This is a genomic window from Geodermatophilus sp. SYSU D00710 (assembly GCF_054050195.1).
Map to the genome: position 1 here is coordinate 1 of NZ_JBJGYX010000012.1, position 19,052 is coordinate 19,052.

The 19,052-nt window shown below is 77.0% G+C and carries 18 protein-coding genes; 9 read left to right on the forward strand and 9 right to left on the reverse strand.

Annotated elements, in window-relative coordinates; translation table 11 throughout:
• Positions 1 to 323 precede the first annotated feature (323 nt).
• The 4 genes from ACI78U_RS07670 to ACI78U_RS07685 form a co-directional block, all read right to left on the reverse strand.
• Complete coding sequence (locus ACI78U_RS07670) at positions 324 to 1,049, reverse strand: AfsR/SARP family transcriptional regulator (RefSeq protein WP_456874697.1); 726 nt, start codon at positions 1,047 to 1,049, stop codon at positions 324 to 326.
• An 81-nt stretch (positions 1,050 to 1,130) separates the two neighbouring features.
• Positions 1,131 to 1,874 (reverse strand): HpcH/HpaI aldolase family protein, encoded by a 744-nt coding sequence (locus tag ACI78U_RS07675; RefSeq protein WP_456874698.1) that lies wholly within the window; start codon positions 1,872 to 1,874, stop codon positions 1,131 to 1,133.
• Between the two features lie 100 nt (positions 1,875 to 1,974).
• Positions 1,975 to 2,796, reverse strand: a complete 822-nt coding sequence (locus tag ACI78U_RS07680) for an alpha/beta fold hydrolase (protein ID WP_456874699.1) — start codon at positions 2,794 to 2,796, stop codon at positions 1,975 to 1,977.
• 29 nt (positions 2,797 to 2,825) lie between these two features.
• Positions 2,826 to 4,256 carry an NAD(P)/FAD-dependent oxidoreductase gene (locus ACI78U_RS07685; protein WP_456874700.1) on the reverse strand — a complete coding sequence of 477 codons (1,431 nt, stop codon included), beginning with the start codon at positions 4,254 to 4,256 and terminating at the stop codon, positions 2,826 to 2,828.
• Positions 4,257 to 4,366: 110 nt separating this feature from the next.
• Here ACI78U_RS07685 and ACI78U_RS07690 point away from each other — a divergent pair, with 110 nt between their 5' ends.
• The gene (locus tag ACI78U_RS07690; RefSeq protein WP_456874701.1) at positions 4,367 to 5,956 is read left to right on the forward strand and encodes an alpha-amylase family glycosyl hydrolase; all 1,590 of its coding nucleotides are present in this window, start codon (positions 4,367 to 4,369) and stop codon (positions 5,954 to 5,956) included.
• A 25-nt stretch (positions 5,957 to 5,981) separates the two neighbouring features.
• On the opposite strand, the gene zwf is transcribed toward ACI78U_RS07690, so the two are convergent.
• Together zwf and ACI78U_RS07700 are read right to left on the reverse strand one after the other, a co-directional pair.
• Positions 5,982 to 7,490: a glucose-6-phosphate dehydrogenase gene (zwf, locus tag ACI78U_RS07695; protein ID WP_456874702.1), complete on the reverse strand. Its 1,509-nt coding sequence runs from the start codon at positions 7,488 to 7,490 to the stop codon at positions 5,982 to 5,984.
• 40 nt (positions 7,491 to 7,530) lie between these two features.
• A complete protein-coding gene (locus tag ACI78U_RS07700; protein WP_456874703.1) occupies positions 7,531 to 8,103 on the reverse strand; it encodes a sigma factor-like helix-turn-helix DNA-binding protein in 573 nt (190 codons plus the stop codon).
• Positions 8,104 to 8,489: 386 nt separating this feature from the next.
• Between ACI78U_RS07700 and ACI78U_RS07705 the strand changes: the two genes are divergently transcribed.
• Positions 8,490 to 11,231, forward strand: a complete 2,742-nt coding sequence (locus ACI78U_RS07705; protein ID WP_456874798.1) for a helix-turn-helix transcriptional regulator — start codon at positions 8,490 to 8,492, stop codon at positions 11,229 to 11,231.
• A 21-nt stretch (positions 11,232 to 11,252) separates the two neighbouring features.
• On the opposite strand, the gene ACI78U_RS07710 is transcribed toward ACI78U_RS07705, so the two are convergent.
• A complete protein-coding gene (locus tag ACI78U_RS07710) occupies positions 11,253 to 11,849 on the reverse strand; it encodes a redoxin domain-containing protein (RefSeq protein WP_456874704.1) in 597 nt (198 codons plus the stop codon).
• A 264-nt stretch (positions 11,850 to 12,113) separates the two neighbouring features.
• Between ACI78U_RS07710 and ACI78U_RS07715 the strand changes: the two genes are divergently transcribed.
• The 7 genes from ACI78U_RS07715 (at position 12,114) to ACI78U_RS07745 (ending at position 17,616) form a co-directional block, all read left to right on the forward strand.
• Positions 12,114 to 12,554: a VOC family protein gene (locus ACI78U_RS07715; protein ID WP_456874799.1), complete on the forward strand. Its 441-nt coding sequence runs from the start codon at positions 12,114 to 12,116 to the stop codon at positions 12,552 to 12,554.
• 47 nt (positions 12,555 to 12,601) lie between these two features.
• Entirely contained in the window at positions 12,602 to 12,799 is a 198-nt protein-coding gene (locus ACI78U_RS07720) for a hypothetical protein (protein WP_456874705.1), read from the forward strand.
• Positions 12,800 to 12,835: 36 nt separating this feature from the next.
• Positions 12,836 to 14,386, forward strand: a complete 1,551-nt coding sequence (locus tag ACI78U_RS07725; protein WP_456874706.1) for an MFS transporter — start codon at positions 12,836 to 12,838, stop codon at positions 14,384 to 14,386.
• Between the two features lie 46 nt (positions 14,387 to 14,432).
• Positions 14,433 to 15,761: a dihydrolipoyl dehydrogenase family protein gene (locus tag ACI78U_RS07730; RefSeq protein ID WP_456874707.1), complete on the forward strand. Its 1,329-nt coding sequence runs from the start codon at positions 14,433 to 14,435 to the stop codon at positions 15,759 to 15,761.
• 69 nt (positions 15,762 to 15,830) lie between these two features.
• Positions 15,831 to 16,436 (forward strand): sulfite oxidase-like oxidoreductase, encoded by a 606-nt coding sequence (locus tag ACI78U_RS07735; protein WP_456874708.1) that lies wholly within the window; start codon positions 15,831 to 15,833, stop codon positions 16,434 to 16,436.
• Entirely contained in the window at positions 16,406 to 17,164 is a 759-nt protein-coding gene (locus tag ACI78U_RS07740) for an FAD-binding oxidoreductase (RefSeq protein ID WP_456874709.1), read from the forward strand. The genes ACI78U_RS07735 and ACI78U_RS07740 overlap by 31 nt, the downstream gene beginning before the upstream one ends.
• Positions 17,165 to 17,190: 26 nt before the next feature.
• Positions 17,191 to 17,616 (forward strand): CBS domain-containing protein, encoded by a 426-nt coding sequence (locus tag ACI78U_RS07745; RefSeq protein ID WP_456874710.1) that lies wholly within the window; start codon positions 17,191 to 17,193, stop codon positions 17,614 to 17,616.
• Positions 17,617 to 17,647: 31 nt separating this feature from the next.
• Here ACI78U_RS07745 and ACI78U_RS07750 read toward each other — a convergent pair whose 3' ends face one another.
• Both ACI78U_RS07750 and ACI78U_RS07755 read right to left on the reverse strand, forming a co-directional pair.
• A complete protein-coding gene (locus ACI78U_RS07750; RefSeq protein WP_456874711.1) occupies positions 17,648 to 17,932 on the reverse strand; it encodes a DUF6510 family protein in 285 nt (94 codons plus the stop codon).
• 41 nt (positions 17,933 to 17,973) lie between these two features.
• Positions 17,974 to 18,942, reverse strand: a complete 969-nt coding sequence (locus ACI78U_RS07755; RefSeq protein WP_456874712.1) for an alpha/beta fold hydrolase — start codon at positions 18,940 to 18,942, stop codon at positions 17,974 to 17,976.
• Positions 18,943 to 19,052: the final 110 nt, after the last annotated feature.

Genomic DNA, 19,052 nt, shown 5'->3' on the forward strand with positions numbered 1-19,052 from the left:
CCCCCCCCCCCCCCCCCCCCCCCCCCCCCCCCCCCCCCCCCCCCCCCCCCCCCCCCCCCCCCCCCCCCCCCCCCCCCCCCCCCCCCCCCCCCCCCCCCCCCCCCCCCCCCCCCCCCCCCCCCCCACGGCGGCGTCCGCGCCCGCGTCGTCCGCCGTGACCCGGAAGCCGTCGAGCAGGCGGATGCGCGCGGACGTGGCGTTCATGGGGGCACCTCTCGAGCCTGCTCCGGGGTGGCGGCGGGTCCCGGCGGACGGTGGTGACAGCACGGGATCGTTCCGCCACGCATCGACGGGCGTCAACGGTCGTTGGACCCTGCCCGCGGTCACGACGCCAGCCGTCCCGCCGGGCCCAGGCCCTGCACCAGGCGGGTCATCCGGCCCGTCGGCGGCACGCCGAGCTCCGCGCGCAGCAGGTCCCGGTACAGGTCGTGGGCGCGCAGCGCCTCGGCCACGTTGCCCTCGGCCAGGTGCACGCGCACCACCGCGCGGTGGGCGCTCTCCCGCAGCGGCTCGGCCCGGATCACCAGGTGGGCGGCCTCGAGCGCCTCGGCGTACCGGCCGGCGGCCGACAGCCGCACCGCCGCGGTCTCGAGCGCCTGCGACCGCAGCCGATCGAGCCGGTCCCGCTCGCGCAGCACCCAGTCGTCGTACCAGCCCGGCAGCAGGTCGCCCAGCAGGGCCGGCCGCGGCAGGGCCAGCCGGCGAGCGGCCACCCGCGGGTCGCCCACCTGCCCGGCCCACGCCTGCAGCTCCCGGACGTCGACGCGCACGCCGGCGGCCAGCCGGAGCGTGCCGGGGGCGGTGTCGAGCACCAGCCCGGGAGCGCAGCGGCGCAGCCGCCACAGCACCGACCGCAGCCTGGCCCGGGCCCGTTCCTCGCCGGCGCCGGGCCACAGCCGGCCGGACACGTCCGCGCGGGCCGGCCCGCCGGTCAGGCACAGCAGGGCCACCAGGCGCTGCGCGGCCGGGGGGAGGTCCCCGGCGGCCGGCAGCCCCCCGGCCCGGACGGTGAAGCCGTCGAGCAGCGTGACGCGCAGGTCCTGGTCCATCGGCGGTCCCCGATCGGGAGGGAGGACGTCGACCGGCAGAGGGCCGCAGGAGCCGCGGTGATACAGCCGGAGCCCGGGGCGTCAGCCCCGCCGGCCGGCCCCCTCCCGGGCGGCGTCCAGGGCGCCGGTCACCGCCGCCCGGAGCGAGACGGCGTCGACGGCGACGGTGACGATCGTGGCGCCCTCCGCGGCGTACGCGGCGGCCTCCTGCGCGGTGGAGGCGTGGACGCCGACCGGCACGCCGGCGGCCACGGCGCGGGCGACGATCGAGGAGAGCACGCCGCGCAGCTCCGCCCGCCGCTCCTCGCCGGTCAGGCCGAGCGAGAGCGAGAGGTCGCCCGGGCCGACGTAGACGCCGTCGAGGCCCTCGACGGCGAGGAGGGCGTCGAGATCGTCGAGCGCGCTCGCGGCCTCCACCATGAGGACCACCAGCGGCCGGTCGGACCCGCCGGAGAGCCGGCCGATCGAGCGCCCGCCGGCCGGGGCGTACCGGCAGGCGGCCACGATCTCGCGGGCGTGGCCGGCGTCGCGCACGTTGGGGACGACCACGCCGCGGGCGCCGAGGTCGAGCGGCCGGCCGACGTCGGCGAAGGACGGGCTGCGGGTCCGGACGAGCGGCACCGCGCCCGCCGCGGTGACCGCCGCCGCGGTGCCGGGCAGGTCGGCCTCGGCGGCGGCGCCGTGCTGGAGGTCGACGACGACGTAGTCGGCGCCGGTCCGCGCGAGCAGCTCCCCGGTCACCGCCCCGGGCAGCAGGCTCCACACCCCGTGGCACGGCCGACCGGCCGACCACCGCCGCCGCAGCTCCGCCTCGTCGACCGCCATCCCGCGCCTCCTCACCGCGGCGCCGTCGGCGCCGACCCGGGACGATCCTGCGCGAGGCCGCGGCACCGTGCCCGGCCGGCCGACCGGGCGCGCCTGCTGGTCAGCCGCGACGGGCGGACAGCACCTCGTCGATGAACGCGGTCACGTCCGCCAGCACCTCCTCGGCGTTGAGCTCGTTGAACACCTCGTGCCGGGCGCCGGGGTAGATCCGCTCGACGTGGCGCTCGCCCCGCAGGTGCTCGATGCCCACGCGGGTGCCCTCGACCGGGACCAGCGCGTCGGCCTCGCCGTGCACCCACAGCAGCGGCAGCGGCCCCAGCGACGGGCCCTCCAGGACGGTGCCCAGCGCCCGGTCGATGGCCTCGATCGTCGGGCGCTTGAACGGGCCGTGCCAGACCAGCGGATCGTCCTCGTAGGCCCTGCCCACCTCGGGGTCGCGGGACAGCGTGGTGGTGTCGAGGGGGGCGTCGGGCAGCTCGGGCAGCGCGAGCAGCGCGGCGGCGGCCTCCCAGCTGCCGACCAGGGGGCCGGAGAGCACCACCGCGGCGAGGGTGTCGCCGTGGCGCTGCGCGTAGCGGGCGGCGATCAGCCCGCCCATCGAGTGGCCGAGGAGGACGACGGGCAGGCCGGGGTACTCCGCCCGCGCCCGCTCGGCGACCCGGTGCAGGTCGTCGACGACCAGCTCGAAGTCGGCGACCAGCACCCGCTCGCCCTCGCTCTTCCCGTGCCCGACGTGGTCGACGGCGTACACCACGGCCCCGTTGGCGACCAGCGCGGCCGCAGCCTGCTCGTACCGGCCGACGTGCTCGCCGTACCCGTGGGCCAGGACGACGACGTGCGTCGGGGCGTCCTCCCCTTCCCAGGTCCGGGCGACGAGCCGGCCGCCGTGTCCCTCCAGGTCCCACTCGCGGGATCCGGGCATGTCCTGCCTCCAGCTGGTCGCGACCGCCCCTACGCCGTCGAACCGTAGATGGCGGTGGCCTGGGCGGTGGCCAGCCGGGCGTCCTCCTCGCGCACCACCGACAGCTGCGTCTCGTCGGGCGGGAGCAGGCTCTGGAACGCCCAGTCCGCGGCCACCCGGATCCGGTTGGACATCGCCGGAAGGGCGTAGAGGTGGTAGCCGCGGGTCACCAGCTTGGCCACCGGACCGGTCAGCCTGACCCCCAGCGGGCGGGCGACGGCGTCGAACCCGCCGAGGTCGGCCACCAGGCCGAGGTCGGGGTGCCGGTAGGGCCGCCGGGTGCCCGAGCCCAGGGTGGCGGCGATGTTGCGGCCGAGCGCGACCCCCTGCCGCTGCGCGTGCTGGGCGGTGGGCTGGGTGTCGGGCCGCCGCCCGTCGGTCTGGTCCACCGCGAGGTCGGGCACGGCGGCGGCGTCCCCGGCCGCCCACAGGCCCTCGACCCCGGGCACCGACAGGTCGGGCTCGGTGACCAGCCGGCCGCGGCGGGTCGGCAGCCCCAGCCCCATGACCAGCGGGCTGGCCACGACCCCGGCGCCCCACACGAGGGTGCGGGTGGCGATGGTCGTGCCGTCGGTGAGGGTCACCCGGGTGTCCTCGGCCGAGGCGACGCTGGTGCTCAGCCGGACGTCGACGCCCCGGTCGCGCAGCACCCGCAGCGCGTGCGCGCCGAGCTCCGGGCCGAGCTCGGGCAGGACGGCGGGCGCGACGTCGACCAGCACCCACCGCACGTCGCTGGCGCGGGTGCGGTCCCAGCGCCGCTCGATGCGGGTCAGCCACCGCTGCGCCTGTGCGACGAACTCGGTGCCGGTGTACCCGGCGCCGACCGCGACCACGGTGAGCAGCTCGGCGCGCGCCACCCGCCCGGCCTCGGTGTCGGGCTGGGCGTCGGCGAGGTCGAGCTGCTCGAGCAGGTGGTCGCGCAGGTAGACGGCCTCCACCAGGGTCTTCAGGCCGCGCGCGTGCTCGGGCACGCCGGGGATGTCGAACTGGCGGGTGATCGACCCCGGCGCCAGGACCAGCTGGTCCCACGCCAGCGTCTGCACCAGGTCCGCGCGCGCGACGGTGACCGTGCGCCCGGTCAGGTCGACGTCGGACACCCGTCCCAGGACCAGCCGCACCCGGGGCAGGGTGCGCCGCAGCGACACCGCGATGTGCCGGGCCTCGACGACGCCGGTGGCCACCTCCGGCAGCAGCGGGCTGTAGAGCAGGTAGTCGTTCGGGCTGACCAGCACCAGCTCCGCGGCGTCGGGCGGGAGGTGGCGCTGCAGGTACCGCAGGGCGTGGAAGCCCGCGAACCCGCCCCCGACCACCACCACCCGCGGCCGGCGGCCGGGCGGGCCGGCTCCGTCCCGCGGGGCGGCACCCGCCGCCGGCCGCAGGAGGCGCAGGGTCGGGCGCCGGCGGGGTGTCGTACCGGTCATGGCGTGGTCCCTCCACTCCGCCCGGCCACCGGGCGGGCCCCGACGGGCCGCCGGCGCCGGGACTCGGCAGGGCGGCAGCGGGGCGCGCCGCCCGGTCCTACGCTCCGCGCATGGCAGAGCCCCCGTGGTGGCAGCGCGGCGCCGTCTACCAGGTCTACCCGCGCTCGTTCGCCGACGCGGACGGCGACGGCGTGGGCGACCTGCGCGGTCTCCGGGAGCACCTCGACCACCTCAGCGCCCTGCACGTCGGGGCGGTGTGGCTCTCCCCGGTGTTCCCCTCGCCGATGGCCGACTTCGGCTACGACGTCGCCGACTTCTGCGACGTCGACCCGCTCTTCGGCGGCCTCGGCGAGCTCGACGCGCTCATCGCCGACTGCCACGCGCGGGGCATCCGCGTCGTCCTGGACTGGGTGCCCAACCACTCCTCCGACCGGCACCCGTGGTTCCTGGCGTCGCGCTCGTCCCGGGAGGACCCGAAGCGCGAGTGGTACGTCTGGCGGGACGGCGCACCCGGCGGCGGGCCCCCCAACGACTGGCGGTCGGACTTCGCCGCCGTCGGCCCGGCCTGGTCCTACGACGAGCACACGGGGCAGTGGTACCTGCACTCCTACACCCCGCAGCAGCCGGACCTGAACTGGGACAACCCCGAGGTCGAGGCCGCCATGCACGCCACCGTGCGGTTCTGGCTGGACCGCGGCGTCGACGGGCTGCGGATCGACGCCCTCCAGCGCCTCGGCAAGGACCCGCTGCTGCGGAGCAACGCCGGCGCCGACCGGCGGCACGACCAGGACTGGGAGCCGGTCGCGCACGAGCGGCTGCGCGGCATCCGCCGCGTGGTCGACGAGTACCCCGACCGCATGATCGTCGGTGAGGTGTACCTGCTCGACCTGCGGCGGGTGGTCGACTACGTGGCCGGCGGCGACCAGCTGCACATGGCGCACAACTTCGTCTTCCTGCACCTGCCCTGGGACGCCGCCGCCTTCCGCGACGCCGTCGAGCAGTTCGAGGAACTGGCCGAGCCCGACGCCTGGCCCGCCTGGTTCCTCGGCAACCACGACCACTCGCGGATCGCCACCCGCTACGACGACGGCAGTGGCTCCGGGCCCGCGCGCGCCCGGGCGGCCGCGCTGCTGCTGACCGCGCTGCGCGGCACGCCGTTCCTCTACCAGGGCGACGAGCTCGGCCTCCCCGACGCCGACGTGCCGCCGGACGGGGTGGTCGACGTCGACGGCCGCGACCCCGAGCGCGCGCCGCTCCCCTGGCGGCCGCCGTCGGTGGCCGGCCCGGGCGCCGGATTCACCACCGGGACACCGTGGCTGCCGCTGGTGGCCGACGCCGAGCGGCTGTGCGTCGAGCGCCAGGCCGCCGACCCCGCCTCGACGCTGTCCCTGGTGCGCCGGCTGGGCGAGCTGCGCGCGGGCTCCCCCGCCCTGCAGTCGGGCGCCCAGCGGGTGCTCGACGCCGGCCCCGACGTGCTGGCGTGGGTGCGCGGCGAGGGCGCCGGCCGGCTGGTGGCCGCCGTCAACTTCGCCTCCGGCCCACGGCGGCTCGAGGGCGGCGACCTGCCCGGCGGGGCGCACGCCGTCGTCGTGTCCACCGACCCCGCGCGGGACGGCCGCGGGACCGTCGCGCTGCCCGGGCTGGTACTGCAGCAGGACGAGGCCGTCCTGCTGCGGCCGGCGGCCGCCGGCGACGGCTGACCCCGGGCGGCCGCCCGGCGCCGGCTCACCCCCCATGGCGCCACCGTCGGCCCTCGCGGATCATCAGTGCGCCGGCCTCCGGCGGTCCCCACGTGCTGGCCTGGTAGAGCGGGATGGGCGCGGTGTCGCTCGCCCAGTACCGCAGCACCGGGTCGACGATGCGCCAGGAGCGGCCCACCTCGTCGGCGCGGATGAACAGGGTGGGGTCGCCGATCAGCGCGTCGAGGATGACCCGCTCGTAGGCGTCGATCGACTCCTGCTCGAAGCTCTCGTAGGAGAAGTCCATCGAGGCCTTCTGCACGCGGAAGGCGTGGCCGGGGACCTTGGCGCCGAAGCGCAGGCTCACCCCCTCGTCGGGCTGGACCCGCACGACCAGCGCGTCGGGTTCCAGGCCGTCGCCGGTGCCGGGGAACAGCGGCAGCTGCGGCGGCCGGCGGAACTGGATGGCGACCTCGGTGACCCGGGCGGGCAGCCGCTTGCCGGTGCGCACGAACACCGGCACGCCGGTCCAGCGCCAGTTGTCGATGTCCAGCCGCATGGCCACGAACGTCTCGGTGGAGCTCAGCGGGTCCACGCCCGGCTCCTCCCGGTACCCGGGCATCAGCTCCTCGCGGGTGCCGCCGCGGGTGTACTGGCCGCGGACGGTGTTGGCGGCGATCTGCGCCTCCTCGTCCAGCGGCCGCAGCGCGCGCAGCAGCTTGACCTTCTCGTCGCGGATCGCCTCGGCGTGGAAGGACGTCGGGGGCTCCATGAGGAACAGCGACAGCACCTGCAGCACGTGGTTCTGCACGATGTCGCGCATCGCCCCGGTCGTCTCGTAGAACCCGCCGCGGGAGCCGACCCCCAGGGTCTCGGCGACGGTGATCTGCACGTCGTCGACCCAGGTGCGGTTCCAGATCGGCTCGAACACCGAGTTGGCGAAGCGCAGCGCCAGCAGGTTCTGCACCGTCTCCTTGGCCAGGTAGTGGTCGATGCGGAAGATCTGCTCCTCGGTGAACGCCGTCGTCAGCTCGGTGTAGAGGTCGCGCGCGCTGGCCTCGTCCCAGCCGAACGGCTTCTCGATCACCGCCCGCACGAAACCCTCGCCGGCCGGCGTGCCGAGGCCGGCCTTGCCCAGGTTCACCGCGATCGGCCCGAACAGCCGCGGCGGGGTGGCGAAGTAGTACACCCGGCCGCCGGCGGTGCCGTGGCGCCGGTCGCAGTCGGCGAGCACCTCGGCGAGCCGGGAGTAGGTGCCCGGGTCGTCGTAGTCGCCGGCGACGTAGCGCGCCGAGGCGGTGAGCTCGGTCCAGCGCGGGTCGTCGGTGGCGGCCACGGTGGTCCGGCAGTAGCTGCCGAACTCCTCGTCGGTCATGGGCGTGCGGGCGACCCCGACGAGGGCGACCTCCGGGGGCAGCGCCCCGTAGGCGGCCAGCCGCTCCAGGGCGGGCAGCAGCTTGCGGGCGGTCAGGTCCCCCGACGCACCGAAGACCACCAGGACGGACGGGGGCGAGCGCCGGGCCAGGTCGGTCGCCGGCTGCGGTTCGGTCGGCATGTCGCGGTGCGCTCCTCGTGCGGTCACGGGCGGACGGCGGTCAGGACGGATGCTGCTCGCCCGGCCGCTCGCGCACCAGGTGCCCGGCGGACCGCCCCGGCCGGTCGGCGACCGCCCGGTCCCGGGGCGGGGCCGGGAGGCACCGCCGCAGCCCGGCGCGACCGCGGTGGATGCGGCCGCCGACGGCGCCGCGACCGATGCCGAGGGTGGCCGCGATCTCGTCGTAGGGCAGCCCCGCGACGTCGCGCAGGACGACGGGGACACGGACCTCCGGCGGCAGCGCGTCCAGCGCCGCCTGCACCGGGAGTCGGGGGCCCGTCCCCGCGCCGGGCCCCGCCGGGGTGCCGGCCTGCTGCCGGCGCTCGACCAGGTCGAGGAACAGCCCCGTCGTGATCCGGTGCAGCGGCGCCTCCGGGCCGCCCGGCGCGGGGCCCGACGGTGAACGGAACACCTGCACGAAGGTCTCCCGGGTCAGGTCCGCGGCGTCCTGGGCGTCGCCGGAGAGCCGGTAGGCCAGCCGGTAGACCCGGGCGGAGTGGTCGTGCACCACCCGCTCCCAGGCGCCGGGCGTCGCCGGCCCGCGCCCGTCCGTGCCCGCCGCGTCGCTCGCCACGCGGCCACGATGGGTGCCCGCCACGGCCGGTCGCGCCCGTGGGACACCCTGGTCGAGTCGGATGACCGATGCCCCCGGCCGCGGGACTGCCTAGCGTTCCGGGCCCCGGGAGAGCTCGGGCCGGCCCGTCCTCCCCGGCGGGCAGCTCCTCCTCCCGCTGTCCCGGGAGGAGGTGAGGTGTCATGGCGGTCCCCCGCCGCGGGTCCACCGGACTGCGCCCACCCGCACCGAGGCTCCCGGCCGGAGCGGACCCCCGGCGCCCGGTCCCCGAGGGCCGGGACCGCGCCGCGCGCGCCGTGCCACCCGCACGGCTGCGCACCGGTGCCGGGCGGTCTCCGCACGACCGCCTCGAAACGGGAGGCACGACCGTCGGCAGGTGGCCGGGCCTGGTCGGGCGCCGCGCCGAGTGCGACCGGCTCAGCGGCCTGGTGGCGGCCGCCAAGGCCGGGCGCAGCCAGGTGCTGGTCCTGCGCGGCGAGGCCGGCATCGGCAAGACCGCGCTGCTGGACTTCCTCCTCCAGCGATCGGCCGGGTGCCAGGTGGCCCGCGCGGCGGGTGTGGAGTCGGAGGTCGAGCTGGTCTTCGCCGGCCTCCACCAGCTGTGCGGTCCCCACCTCGACCGGCTCCCCTCGCTGCCCGCGCCGCAGCAGCAGGCCCTCGGCACCGCGTTCGGCCTGCGGGCGGGGACCGCACCGGACCGCTTCCTGGTGGGCCTGGCCGTGCTGACCCTGCTCTCCGAGGTGGCGGAGGAGCGGCCGCTGCTGTGCATCGTCGACGACGCCCAGTGGCTGGACCAGGCCTCGGCGCAGGTCCTGGAGTTCGTCGCCCGCCGGCTCGCCGCCGAGCCCGTCGCCCTGGTGTTCGCCGTCCGCCCGTCCGACCGCGAGCCGGTGCTGGCCGGGCTGCCGGAGCTCGTCGTCCGCGGGCTGGACAACACCGATGCGCGGGCGCTCGTGGACTCGGCGGTGACCGGCACCCTCGACCCCCGGGTGCGCGACCGCATCGTGGCCGAGGCCCGCGGCAACCCCCTCGCCCTGCTGGAGCTCCCGCAGGGGCGCACGCTCGCCGAGCTCGCGGGCGGCTTCGGGCTGCCCGACGCCACCCCGGTGGCCGGCCGGATCGAGGACGTCTTCCGGCGCCGGCTCGCGCCGCTGCCGGAGGTGACCCGCCGGCTGCTGCTCATCGCCGCCGCCGACCCGGTGGGCGACCCGGTCCCGGTCTGGCGCGCCGCCGGCCGGCTCGGCATCGGCGCGGAGGCGGTGACCCCCGCGACCGACGCCGGGCTGGTGGAGATCGACACCTCCGTCCGCTTCCGCCACCCCCTGGTGCGGTCCGCGGTCTACCGCGCGGCGTCCCCGGAGGAGCGCCGCACCGCCCACCGCGCGCTGGCGGCCTCGGTCGACCCCGGCACCGACCCCGACCGCCGCGCGTGGCACCGGGCGCAGGGGACGGCGGGCCTGGACGAGGACGTCGCCGAGGAGCTCGAGCGGGCGGCGAGCCGGGTGCGCGCCCGGGGCGGGCAGGCCGCCGCCGCGGTCTTCCTCGAACGGGCCGTGGCGCTGACCCCCGACCCCGCGCGGCGGGCCCGCCGGGCCCTGGCCGCAGCCTCCAGCGCCAACCTCGCCGGCGCTGCCGAGCGCGCGGTCGAGCTGCTGTCCACCGCCCGGGTCGGCCCCCTGGACGAGCTGGACCGGGCCCGGGCGGAGCTGCTGGACGCCCAGATCACCTTCGCCGCGACCCGCGGGCGGGACGCCCCCCGGCTGCTGCTGTCCGCGGCCCGCCGGCTGGAGCCGCTGGACGCCACCCTCGCGCGCGCCACCTACCTCGACGCGTTCGCCGCGGCGGTGGCGGCCGGGCGGGAGGCCCGCGGCGGTGACCTGCGCGAGGTGGCCGCCGCCGTCGTCACCGCCGGCTGGGGCCCCTCCCCCTCCGGCCTGCCGCGGTCGTGCGCCCTGCTCCTCGACGGGCTCGCGCTGCTGCTCACCCGCGGCCACGGGGCCGGGGTCCCGGTGCTGCGGCGGGCGCTGACCGCGATGCGGGAGGAGCCGCTCCCCGAGGACGACGCGCTGCGCTGGCTGTGGCTGGCCTGCCGGACGGCCCGCGCGCTGTTCGACGACACCAGCTGGGACGTGCTCTCCGAGCGCCAGGTCCGGGTCGCCCGCCGGACCGGCGCGCTGTCCCTGCTGCCCACGGCGCTGACCGAGCGGTTCAGCATGCAGCTGTTCGCCGGCAACCTCGCCGTCGCGACGTCCCTCGCCGGCGAGGCGGCCGCCGTCACCGAGGCGATCGGCAGCCGGGTCACCCCCTACGGTGCGGTCAGCCTGGCCACCTGGCGGGGCCGCGAGGCCGAGGCGCGGGCGCTGGTGGAGGCCAGCCGCGAGGACGTCGTGCGCCGGGGCGAGGGCCTGTGGCTGATCTCCGCGGACTGGACGCGGGCGGTGATGCTCCTCGGCCTGTGCCGGTACGACGAGGCGCTGACCGCCGCGGAGAGCGCGGCCGACCGGGCCGACGGGCTCGAGCTGTGGACCTGGGTGTGGCCGGAGGTCGTCGAGGCGGCGGTGCGCAGCGGCCGGGCCGGGCGGGCCACCGGACCCGCGTCCCGGTTCACCGCGTTCGCGCGGGCCAGCGGGACCGACTGGGCGCTCGGGGTGGACGCCCGCTGCCGGGCCCTGCTCAGCAGCGGGGACGACGCCGAGGCGCTCCACCGGGAGGCGGTCGACCGGCTCGCCCGCACCAGCATCCGGGTGGCGCAGGCCCGCGCGCACCTGCTGTTCGGGGAGTGGCTGCGCCGCGAGGGCCGGCGGCGGGAGGCCCGCGACCACCTCCGCACCGCCCACCGGATGCTCGTCGACATGGGCATGGAGGCCTTCGCCGAGCGGGCCCGGCAGGAGCTGACCGGGACCGGGGAGACCGCGCGGCGGCGCGTCGTCGCGACCCTCGACGAGCTCACCCCGCAGGAGGCGCAGATCGCCCGGCTCGCCGCCGAGCGCCTGACCAACCCGGAGATCGGCACGCAGCTGTTCCTCAGCCCCCGCACCGTCGAGTGGCACCTGCGGAAGGTGTTCACCAAGCTCGGCGTCAGCTCGCGGCGGGAGCTGGTCGACGCGCTGGCCCGCGACGACGCCTGAGCGACCGGGCGGGTCCGGCCCTCAGCCGACCCGGGCCGCCGGCCGGGGAGCCCGCCGGTCCTCCGCGGAGAAGTGCGACCACTCGCCGGCCTCCCACGCCTCGCGCAACCCGGGCCGGCTCAGGTCCCAGTCCGGGCGGATCTCGGCGGTCGCGGCGCGCAGGTCGTGCCACAGGTCGCAGATCGAGGGCCGGCCCCAGAACCAGTGGCCGTTGTAGACCGAGTGCACGACCAGACCCGGCTTGAGCACCAGGGTGTGCGGCACCATCGGGTCGTTGCCGGGGTCGGTGTAGTCCTGGATGTCCAGGTCACGCTGCACGATCCGCCCGGGGTCGGACAGGAACGGCCACTGGGCGCCCACCGACGCCCGGAACTCCTGCGCGGTGTGGCGGTCGTCGGTGGTGACGGTGACGATCCGGGTGCGGGCCACCCCGATCCTCGACTGGAAGGCCGCCAGCTCCAGGTGCTGCTGGTGGTCCTCCGGGCAGTGGTGGCCGCGAGCCAGGACCAGCACCATCGGGTCGCGGTCCTGCAGTTCGCCGAGCGTGCGCTCGACGCCCGTGTGGTCGGGGAGCGAGTAGTCGGGGAAGACCCCGCCCGGCGCGATGTCGGAACGCATCGGATGCCCCCTCTCGTCCGGCCCCGGGGTCCTCGACCGCCGACGGTCGCTCCTCCCCGGTCGGCTCCCGCCCGACGCTGCCGCTCCCCGCTCGCGGTCGCGCCAGGCACAGTCCCTGGTCCCGCCCGCCGGCTCCTCTCCCGCCGGACCCGGGGCCGGACCAGTGACTCTCCCTGGTCCGACGCGGGGGCCGGCGGGTCAGCCTGGTGCGACCGGCACCGGTCGGCGCCGGGTCCGGCGAGCGTGAGGGAGCACCCCGTGGACATGAAGCTCGAGGCCGTCGTCATCGGCGTCTCCGACGTCGACCGGGCCAAGCAGTTCTACAAGGACCTCGGCTGGCGGGAGGACGCCGACTTCCTCGTCGACGAGGGCTTCCGGATCATCCAGATGACGCCGCCCGGCTCCCCCTGCTCGATCCACTTCGGCATCGGCCTGCCCCCCACGGCACCCGGCGCGGGCGGCGGGATGTTCCTCGCGGTCACCGACATCGAGGCCGCCCGTGCGGAGCTCATCGAGAACGGCGCGGACGTCAGCGAGGTCTTCCACGACGCCGGCGGGGGCCTGGCCGTCCGCGGCGACCCCACCACGCACGCCCCCGGGCCCGACCCCGAGCGCCGCAGCTACGCGTCCTACGCCACCTTCGCCGACCCCGACGGCAACCGGTACGTGCTGCAGGAGCTCACCACCCGCCTACCCGGCCGCTGACCACGGACACCGAGACCGACACCGACACCGACACCGAGGAGGACGACGTGGACGAGATGGACGTCCCGACGCTGGCCGGCCTGCTGCGCGAGGCCGAGGAGCACCACGGGCAGTACGAGCCGGTGGGGCCGCCGCACCACTGGTCGGACTGGTACGCCGGCTACATCGTGGCCCGCCGGCAGGGGCGCACCGCCGAGGAGGCCGTCGCCGACGCCACCCTCGTCATCGAGGGCGCCCCGCACTGACCGGCGCCCGGAGGCGGCCCCGTGGACGGCGATCCCGTGAACGACGATCCCGTGGACGGCGATCCCCGGCGGCACGATCCCGCCGGCGACGGCGCGACCCGCACGGCGGCCGGCCCGCCGCACGGCGGGCTCGTCGCGCTGCGCAGCGGGCCGGGCGCCGCGCTGGTCGCCGCGACCGTGCTCGCGTCGATGGTCGCCTTCCTCGACGCGGCCGTCGTCAACGTCGCGGTGCCGGCCATCGAGGCCGACCTGCGGGCGAGCGTGTCCGGCGTGCAGTGGGTGGTGGCCGGCTACCTGCTGACCGCCGCGGCGCTGCTGCTGCCCGCCGGCGCCCTGATCGACGCCCTCGGCCGGCGACGGGCGCTGCTCGCCGGTCTCGTCGTGATGCTCGTCGCCTCGGTGCTGTGCGCGGTCGCCCCGACCACCGGCACCCTGGTCGCGGCCCGGCTGGTCCAGGGCGCCGGCGCCGCCCTGGTGGTGCCCAGCGCCCTCGCCCTGCTCAACGGGACCCTCCTGGTCGCCGACCGCGCGCGGGGCATCGGCGTCTGGGCGGGCCTGGCGACCCTCGGCATGACCCTGGGCCCCTACGCCGGGGGCTGGCTGGTCGACACCACGTCCTGGCGGTACCTGTTCCTGCTCAACGTCCCGCTCGTCCTCGCCGCGGTCTGGGTGCTGCGGCACGTCCCCGGGACCGGCGGGGCCCGGCGGCCGCTGTCGCTGGACGTCGCGGGCGCGGTGCTGTCGGTCGCCGGGTTCGGCGGCGTCGTCTTCGCCCTCATGGCCGGGCCGGTGGCCGGCTGGCTGAGCCCGCGGGTCCTGCTCACCGGGATCGGCGGCGTCCTGTGCCTCGCGGCGCTGGTGCCCGTCGAGCGCCGGCAGCGCAGCCCGATGCTGCGCCTGTCGCTGTTCACCTCCCGCCAGTTCGACGCCATCAACGTCGCCACGGTGCTGCTCTACGGCGCGCTCGCCGCGGCCGCGTACCTGCTGGTCCTGCAGGTGCAGCTCCAGCTCGGCTACAGCGCCGCCGAGGCCGGTGCCGTGCTGGTCCCGGAGGCCGCGGTCTTCCTCGTGCTCTCCCCGGTCGTCGGCGGGCTGGTCGGCCGGGTCGGGCCGCGCCGGCTGATGGTCGCCGGCATCCTCGTCATCGCCGGCTCCTTCCTCGTGCTCTCGACCGTCGACGCCGGCGACCGCTGGGTCGAGGGCCTCCTCCCCGGCGCCCTGCTGTGGGGCGTGGGCCTGGCACTCACGGTGGCCCCGCTGACCTCGGCCGTGCTCGCCGCCGTGAGCGACGACGACCTCGGCGAGGCCTCCGCGGTCAACGACGCAGCGGCGCGGGTGGGCGCGCTGCTGCTGGTCGCCCTCGTGCCCGTCCTGGTCGGCACCGGCGACGGCGAGCTCGGACCGGCGCTGGCCGACGGCTACCGGCCGGCCATGCTCGTGATGACCGGGCTGGCCCTCGCGGCCGCCGCCGTCACCGCGCTGTTCGTCTCCGACCGGCCCACCCCCGCGCCGATGCCCGCGCCCGCGCCGATGCCGGTCCCCTCGACGGTGCGGCCGGTGCCCGCCCAGACGGCCGGCCGACGGTGACCCGTCGGTCTCCCCCACCCGCAGCGACGACACCCGAGGAGCGGTCATGGACTACGACGTCATCGTGCTGGGCGGCGGGGCTCCCGGTGAGCACTGCGCCGCGCGCCTCGCCGACGGCGGCCTGCGGGTCGCGATCGTGGAACGCGAGCGGCTCGGCGGGGAGTGCTCCTACTGGGCGTGCATCCCGTCGAAGACCCTGCTGCGGCCCGGCGAGGCGGTGGCCGCGGCCCGGCGGGCACCCGGCGCGGCGCAGGCGGTGACCGGCCCGGTGGACACCGCGGCGGCCTTCGGCTGGCGGGACTTCATGGTCAGCGACTACGACGACGCCGGCGCCGTGAAGTGGGCCGAGGGCGAGGGCATCGACGTCATCCGCGGCCACGGCCGCCTCGCCGGCCACGGCCGGGTGCAGGTCGACGGGACCGTCCACACCGCCCGGCACGTCGTGGTGGCCACCGGCTCGGACCCCTTCGTGCCCCCCGTCCCCGGCCTGCGTGAGCTGCCCGACTTCTGGACCAGCCGCGAGGCGACGAGCATGACCGAGGTCCCCCGGCACCTGCTGGTCCTCGGCGGCGGCCCGGTCGGCGTGGAGATGGCGCAGGCGGTGACCCGGCTGGGCGGCTCGGCGTCGATCGTCGAGGGCATGGACCACCTGCTCGCCCGCGAGCCCCGGGCGCTGGGGACCGCGCTGGGCACGGCGCTGGCGGCCGAGGGCGTGGGCCTGCACCTGGGCCGGATGGCGTCGGCGGCCCGGTACGAGGACGGCGAGTTCGTGCTCGAGTTCCCCGACGGACAGCCGCTGCGCGGCGACCGGCTGCTCGTGGCCACCGGCCGCCGTCCCCGGGTGCACGACATCGGCCTGGAGACCGTCGGCCTCGAGGAGCTCCGCCTCGACGCCCGGCTGTGCGCGCGCGAGGGGCTGTGGGCCGTCGGCGACGTGATGACCCCCTGGCCGCTGACCCACGTCGGCAAGTACCAGGCGCGCGTGGTGGCGTCGAACATCCTCGGCCGGCCGCGCGCCGTGGACTACTCCGCCGTCCCCCGGGTGACCTACACCGACCCCGAGGCCGCCGCCGTCGGGGACGCCGACGGCCCGGTCACGGCCACCGTGCCGCTGTCGCAGGTGGCGCGGACGGCGACCTACACCCGCTCCTACGACACCGAGCCCGGCTTCCTCACCCTCGTCTCCGACGGCACACACCTGACCGGGGCGTACGCCCTGGGCCCCGGCTCCGGCGAGTGGCTGCAGCAGGCCACCCTCGCCATCCGGGCCCGCGTGCCGCTGGAGGTGCTCGAGGACGTGATCCAGCCGTTCCCGACCTTCTCCGAGGCGTTCCTGCACGCCCTGCTCGAGCTGCGCGGCGCGGCCCGCGCGTGACGGTCATCTGACCGATGCTGTCCCGCCCGGTGCCGTCCAGGGTGGGACCCCGGACGAGAGGGGGCTGCCATGTCACTGGTGTCCCGGGGGTTCGGCCGCAGGCGGTCGGCCACCACGGACGACCGCCTGCCACCCGGCCAGTACGACACCGGCAGCCGGTTCCCGGTGCTGTCGGCCGGCCCGACGCCGCGGACGCCGGTGGCGCGGTGGGACTTCTCCGTGCGGGGCGAGGTGGAGACCCCGCACACCTGGACCTGGGAGGAGTTCCGGGCGCTGCCACGCGAGGCGATCTCGGTCGACATCCACTGCGTCACCAAGTGGTCGAAGTTCGACACTCGCTGGGAGGGCGTCGCGGTCGACACCCTGCTGGCCGACGCCGGCGCCCGCGCGTCCTACCTCGTCGCGTTCTGCGACGGCGGGTACACCACCAACCTGCCCCTCGACGACGTGACCGGCGGCCGGGCCTGGGTGGTCGACACCTACAACGGCGAGCCCCTCGCCCCCGAACACGGCGGCCCGGCGCGGCTGCTGGTCCCCCACCTGTACTTCTGGAAGAGCGCCAAGTGGGTCCGCGGGCTGACGCTGACCCGGGTGAACGAGCCCGGCTTCTGGGAGACCTTCGGCTACCACGACCGCGGTGACCCGTGGCTCGAGCAGCGGTACAGCGGCGACTGACCTGGCTGCAGGCCAGGCTCGCCGACAGCCGGTCCGAGAGCACCCGGGTCCGGCGGCTGGTGTTCGACGTGGACGGCTGGACCGGGCACCTGCCCGGTCAGCACGTGGACGTGCGGCTGACGGCCGAGGACGGCTACCGCGCCCAGCGCAGCTACTCGATCGCCTCCCCGCCCGAGGACCCGCAGCTGCACCTGCTCGTCGAGAACCTCGAGGGCGGTGAGGTGTCGCCCTACCTCACCGCCGAGATGCAGTCCGGGGACGCCCTGGAGCTCCGCGGCCCGATCGGCGGCTACTTCGTCTGGTCCGCGGACGCCGACCGCGCCACGCCGGCGGAGCGCCGTCGCCCGGTGCAGCTCGTCGCCGGCGGTGCCGGGGTCTCGCCGTTCCTCGCGATGCTCGACCACGCCCGCCGGGCTGGCAGCCCCACCCCCGTCCGGCTGCTGTACTCCGCCCGCACCGCCGACGACGTCCTGGGCACCGGCCTGCTCGGGCCCGAGGCGACGGTCACCCTCACCCGCGGCGCGCCGGCCGACTGGCCGGGCCCCACCGGCCGCATCGACGCCCCCCTGCTGCGCGAGCGGACCTACCCGCCCGCCGAGCGGCCGCGGGTGTTCGTGTGCGGTCCCACCGTGTTCGTCGAGACCGTCGCCGCCACGCTGGTCGACCTCGGCCACGAGCCGTCGAGCATCCGGCTCGAGCGCTTCGGTGGCACCCCGGGCCCGGAGTGACCGTCCCCGACGCCACGAGGAGAGCCATGCCGCCCACAGCCGCCCCCACCGTGGGGGCCGCGATGCGCCCGCCGGTCACGACGGTCGAGCAGCGGGCGCACCTGGCCGCGGCCGCCTACCTGATGAAGCGGTCGGGCGACACCGCGCTCGTCGTCACCCGGGCCGACGACGCCGCCGTCCCGATCGGGATCGTCACCGACGCGGACGTGAGCCAGGCGGTGGCCGACGGCCGGGACCCGGAGCAGGTGCGGGTCAGCGACGTGGTGTCCGGCCCCCCGGTCACGGTCACGTCGGACACCCCCGTCGACGACGCCGTCCGCGCGATGGTCGACCACCGGATGCAGCACCTGCTGGTGCTCGACGGCGGGAAGCTGGTCGGCATCGTGGACACCCTCGACCTGTGTCGCGTCTCCCTGGCGGCGGGCACGCCGGCGGTGCCCGGCACGGCCTGACCGTCCGGGCACCGCCCCCGGGGCGCGGGGGTCAGCCGCCGGGCGGGGCCGACAGCAGCCGCACGCCGCTCATCTCCAGACGGCGGCCACCGTCGTCGGACGCGCAGCGCATGACCACCTGCATGCAGCCCGGGCAGCGGACCACCATGGCGGGGGTGTCGGCGTAGACCAGGTGGGCGCCCAGCGCCGCCCGGCTGCCGCAGTGCGCGCAGGTGACCATCGCGGTGGTGGGGTCCATGGTCATCATCTCGGTCAGCACGCCGGCCGCCGCGTTGCCGTCCAGCCGGCGGTCGGGCTCGTCCGTCGGTTCGCTCATCGCACGACCTCCCTCTCCCGGACCGGCCGGTCCGGGTGTCCTCACGTCCGGGTCCCGGGGACGGCGCCGGTCGCCTGCAGCGGCTCCTCCGCCCGGCCGTCGCCGTGGAAGCGGAGGATCGCCGCCAGCGTCTCCGCCGGCCGCTCCTCCGCCATGAAGTGACCGCTGTCGAGCGCCTCGCCGGTGACGTCGTCGGCCCACTCCCGCCAGACCGCCAGCGTGTCGTACCAGGACGCGAGGGCACCCCGGCCGGCCCACAGCACCTGCAGCGGGCAGGTGATCCGCCGCCCGGCGGCCCGGTCGGCCTCGTCGTCGGCGCGGTCGCAGGTGGCACCGGCCCGGTAGTCCTCGCAGATGGCGTGCACCACGGCGGGGTCCCGCACGCAGCGGGCGTAGTCGGCCACCGCCTCCGCGGCGAACCCGCGGATGGCGCCGCCGAACTCGGCGTCGAAGAAGAAGAACTCCGGATCCGGCGTGATCAGCCGCTCGGGGATCGGCTCGGGCAGGGCGAGGAAGGCCCAGTGCCAGTAGCCGAGCGCCATCCGCGCGTCGGCGCGCGCCCACACCTCGGCGGTGGGGACGACGTCCATGACGGTCACCCGGCGCACCGCGTCCGGGGAGTCGAGCGCCATGCGGTAGGCCGCCCGGCCGCCCCGGTCGTGCCCGACGACGTCGAAGCGGTCGAAGCCGAGCTGCCGCATCAGGCGCACGCCGTCGTCGGCCATCGCCCGCTTGCCGAGGGTCTCGTGTCCGGGGACGGTCCGGGGGCGGGAGCTGTCCCCGTAGCCGCGGAGGTCGGGCGCCACGACCGTGAACCGCTCGGCCAGCGCGCCGGCGATGCCGCCCCACATCAGGTGCGTCTCCGGATAGCCGTGCAGGAGCAGCAGGGGCGGTCCCGAGCCGCCCGACCGGACCCGGAGCGTCACCTCCCCCACCGGGAGGCGGGCCTGCGCGAAGCCGTCGAACCCGTCCCCGCGAGCTGCTCCCGCGGGTGGCGCTGGAGAGGACATCGGAACTCCGTGCGGTCGGTCGGGGCACGGTGGAGGTCGTGCGAGTCTGCGCGGTCCGGCGGAGCGCGGGCATCGGTCATGTGACTCGGGGCCGGGCCGCGCCCCGGTGC

Bases quoted from the DNA above. Each gene is read 5' to 3' on its own strand.
- ACI78U_RS07670 (WP_456874697.1), bottom strand. From the start codon at position 1,049: ATGGACCAGGACCTGCGCGTCACGCTGCTCGACGGCTTCACCGTCCGG.
- ACI78U_RS07675 (WP_456874698.1), bottom strand. From the start codon at position 1,874: ATGGCGGTCGACGAGGCGGAGCTGCGGCGGCGGTGGTCGGCCGGTCGG.
- ACI78U_RS07680 (WP_456874699.1), bottom strand. From the start codon at position 2,796: ATGCCCGGATCCCGCGAGTGGGACCTGGAGGGACACGGCGGCCGGCTC.
- ACI78U_RS07685 (WP_456874700.1), bottom strand. From the start codon at position 4,256: ATGACCGGTACGACACCCCGCCGGCGCCCGACCCTGCGCCTCCTGCGG.
- ACI78U_RS07690 (WP_456874701.1), top strand. From the start codon at position 4,367: ATGGCAGAGCCCCCGTGGTGGCAGCGCGGCGCCGTCTACCAGGTCTAC.
- zwf (WP_456874702.1), bottom strand. From the start codon at position 7,490: ATGCCGACCGAACCGCAGCCGGCGACCGACCTGGCCCGGCGCTCGCCC.
- ACI78U_RS07710 (WP_456874704.1), bottom strand. From the start codon at position 11,849: ATGCGTTCCGACATCGCGCCGGGCGGGGTCTTCCCCGACTACTCGCTC.
- ACI78U_RS07715 (WP_456874799.1), top strand. From the start codon at position 12,114: ATGAAGCTCGAGGCCGTCGTCATCGGCGTCTCCGACGTCGACCGGGCC.
- ACI78U_RS07730 (WP_456874707.1), top strand. From the start codon at position 14,433: ATGGACTACGACGTCATCGTGCTGGGCGGCGGGGCTCCCGGTGAGCAC.
- ACI78U_RS07735 (WP_456874708.1), top strand. From the start codon at position 15,831: ATGTCACTGGTGTCCCGGGGGTTCGGCCGCAGGCGGTCGGCCACCACG.
- ACI78U_RS07745 (WP_456874710.1), top strand. From the start codon at position 17,191: ATGCCGCCCACAGCCGCCCCCACCGTGGGGGCCGCGATGCGCCCGCCG.
- ACI78U_RS07750 (WP_456874711.1), bottom strand. From the start codon at position 17,932: ATGAGCGAACCGACGGACGAGCCCGACCGCCGGCTGGACGGCAACGCG.
- ACI78U_RS07755 (WP_456874712.1), bottom strand. From the start codon at position 18,942: ATGTCCTCTCCAGCGCCACCCGCGGGAGCAGCTCGCGGGGACGGGTTC.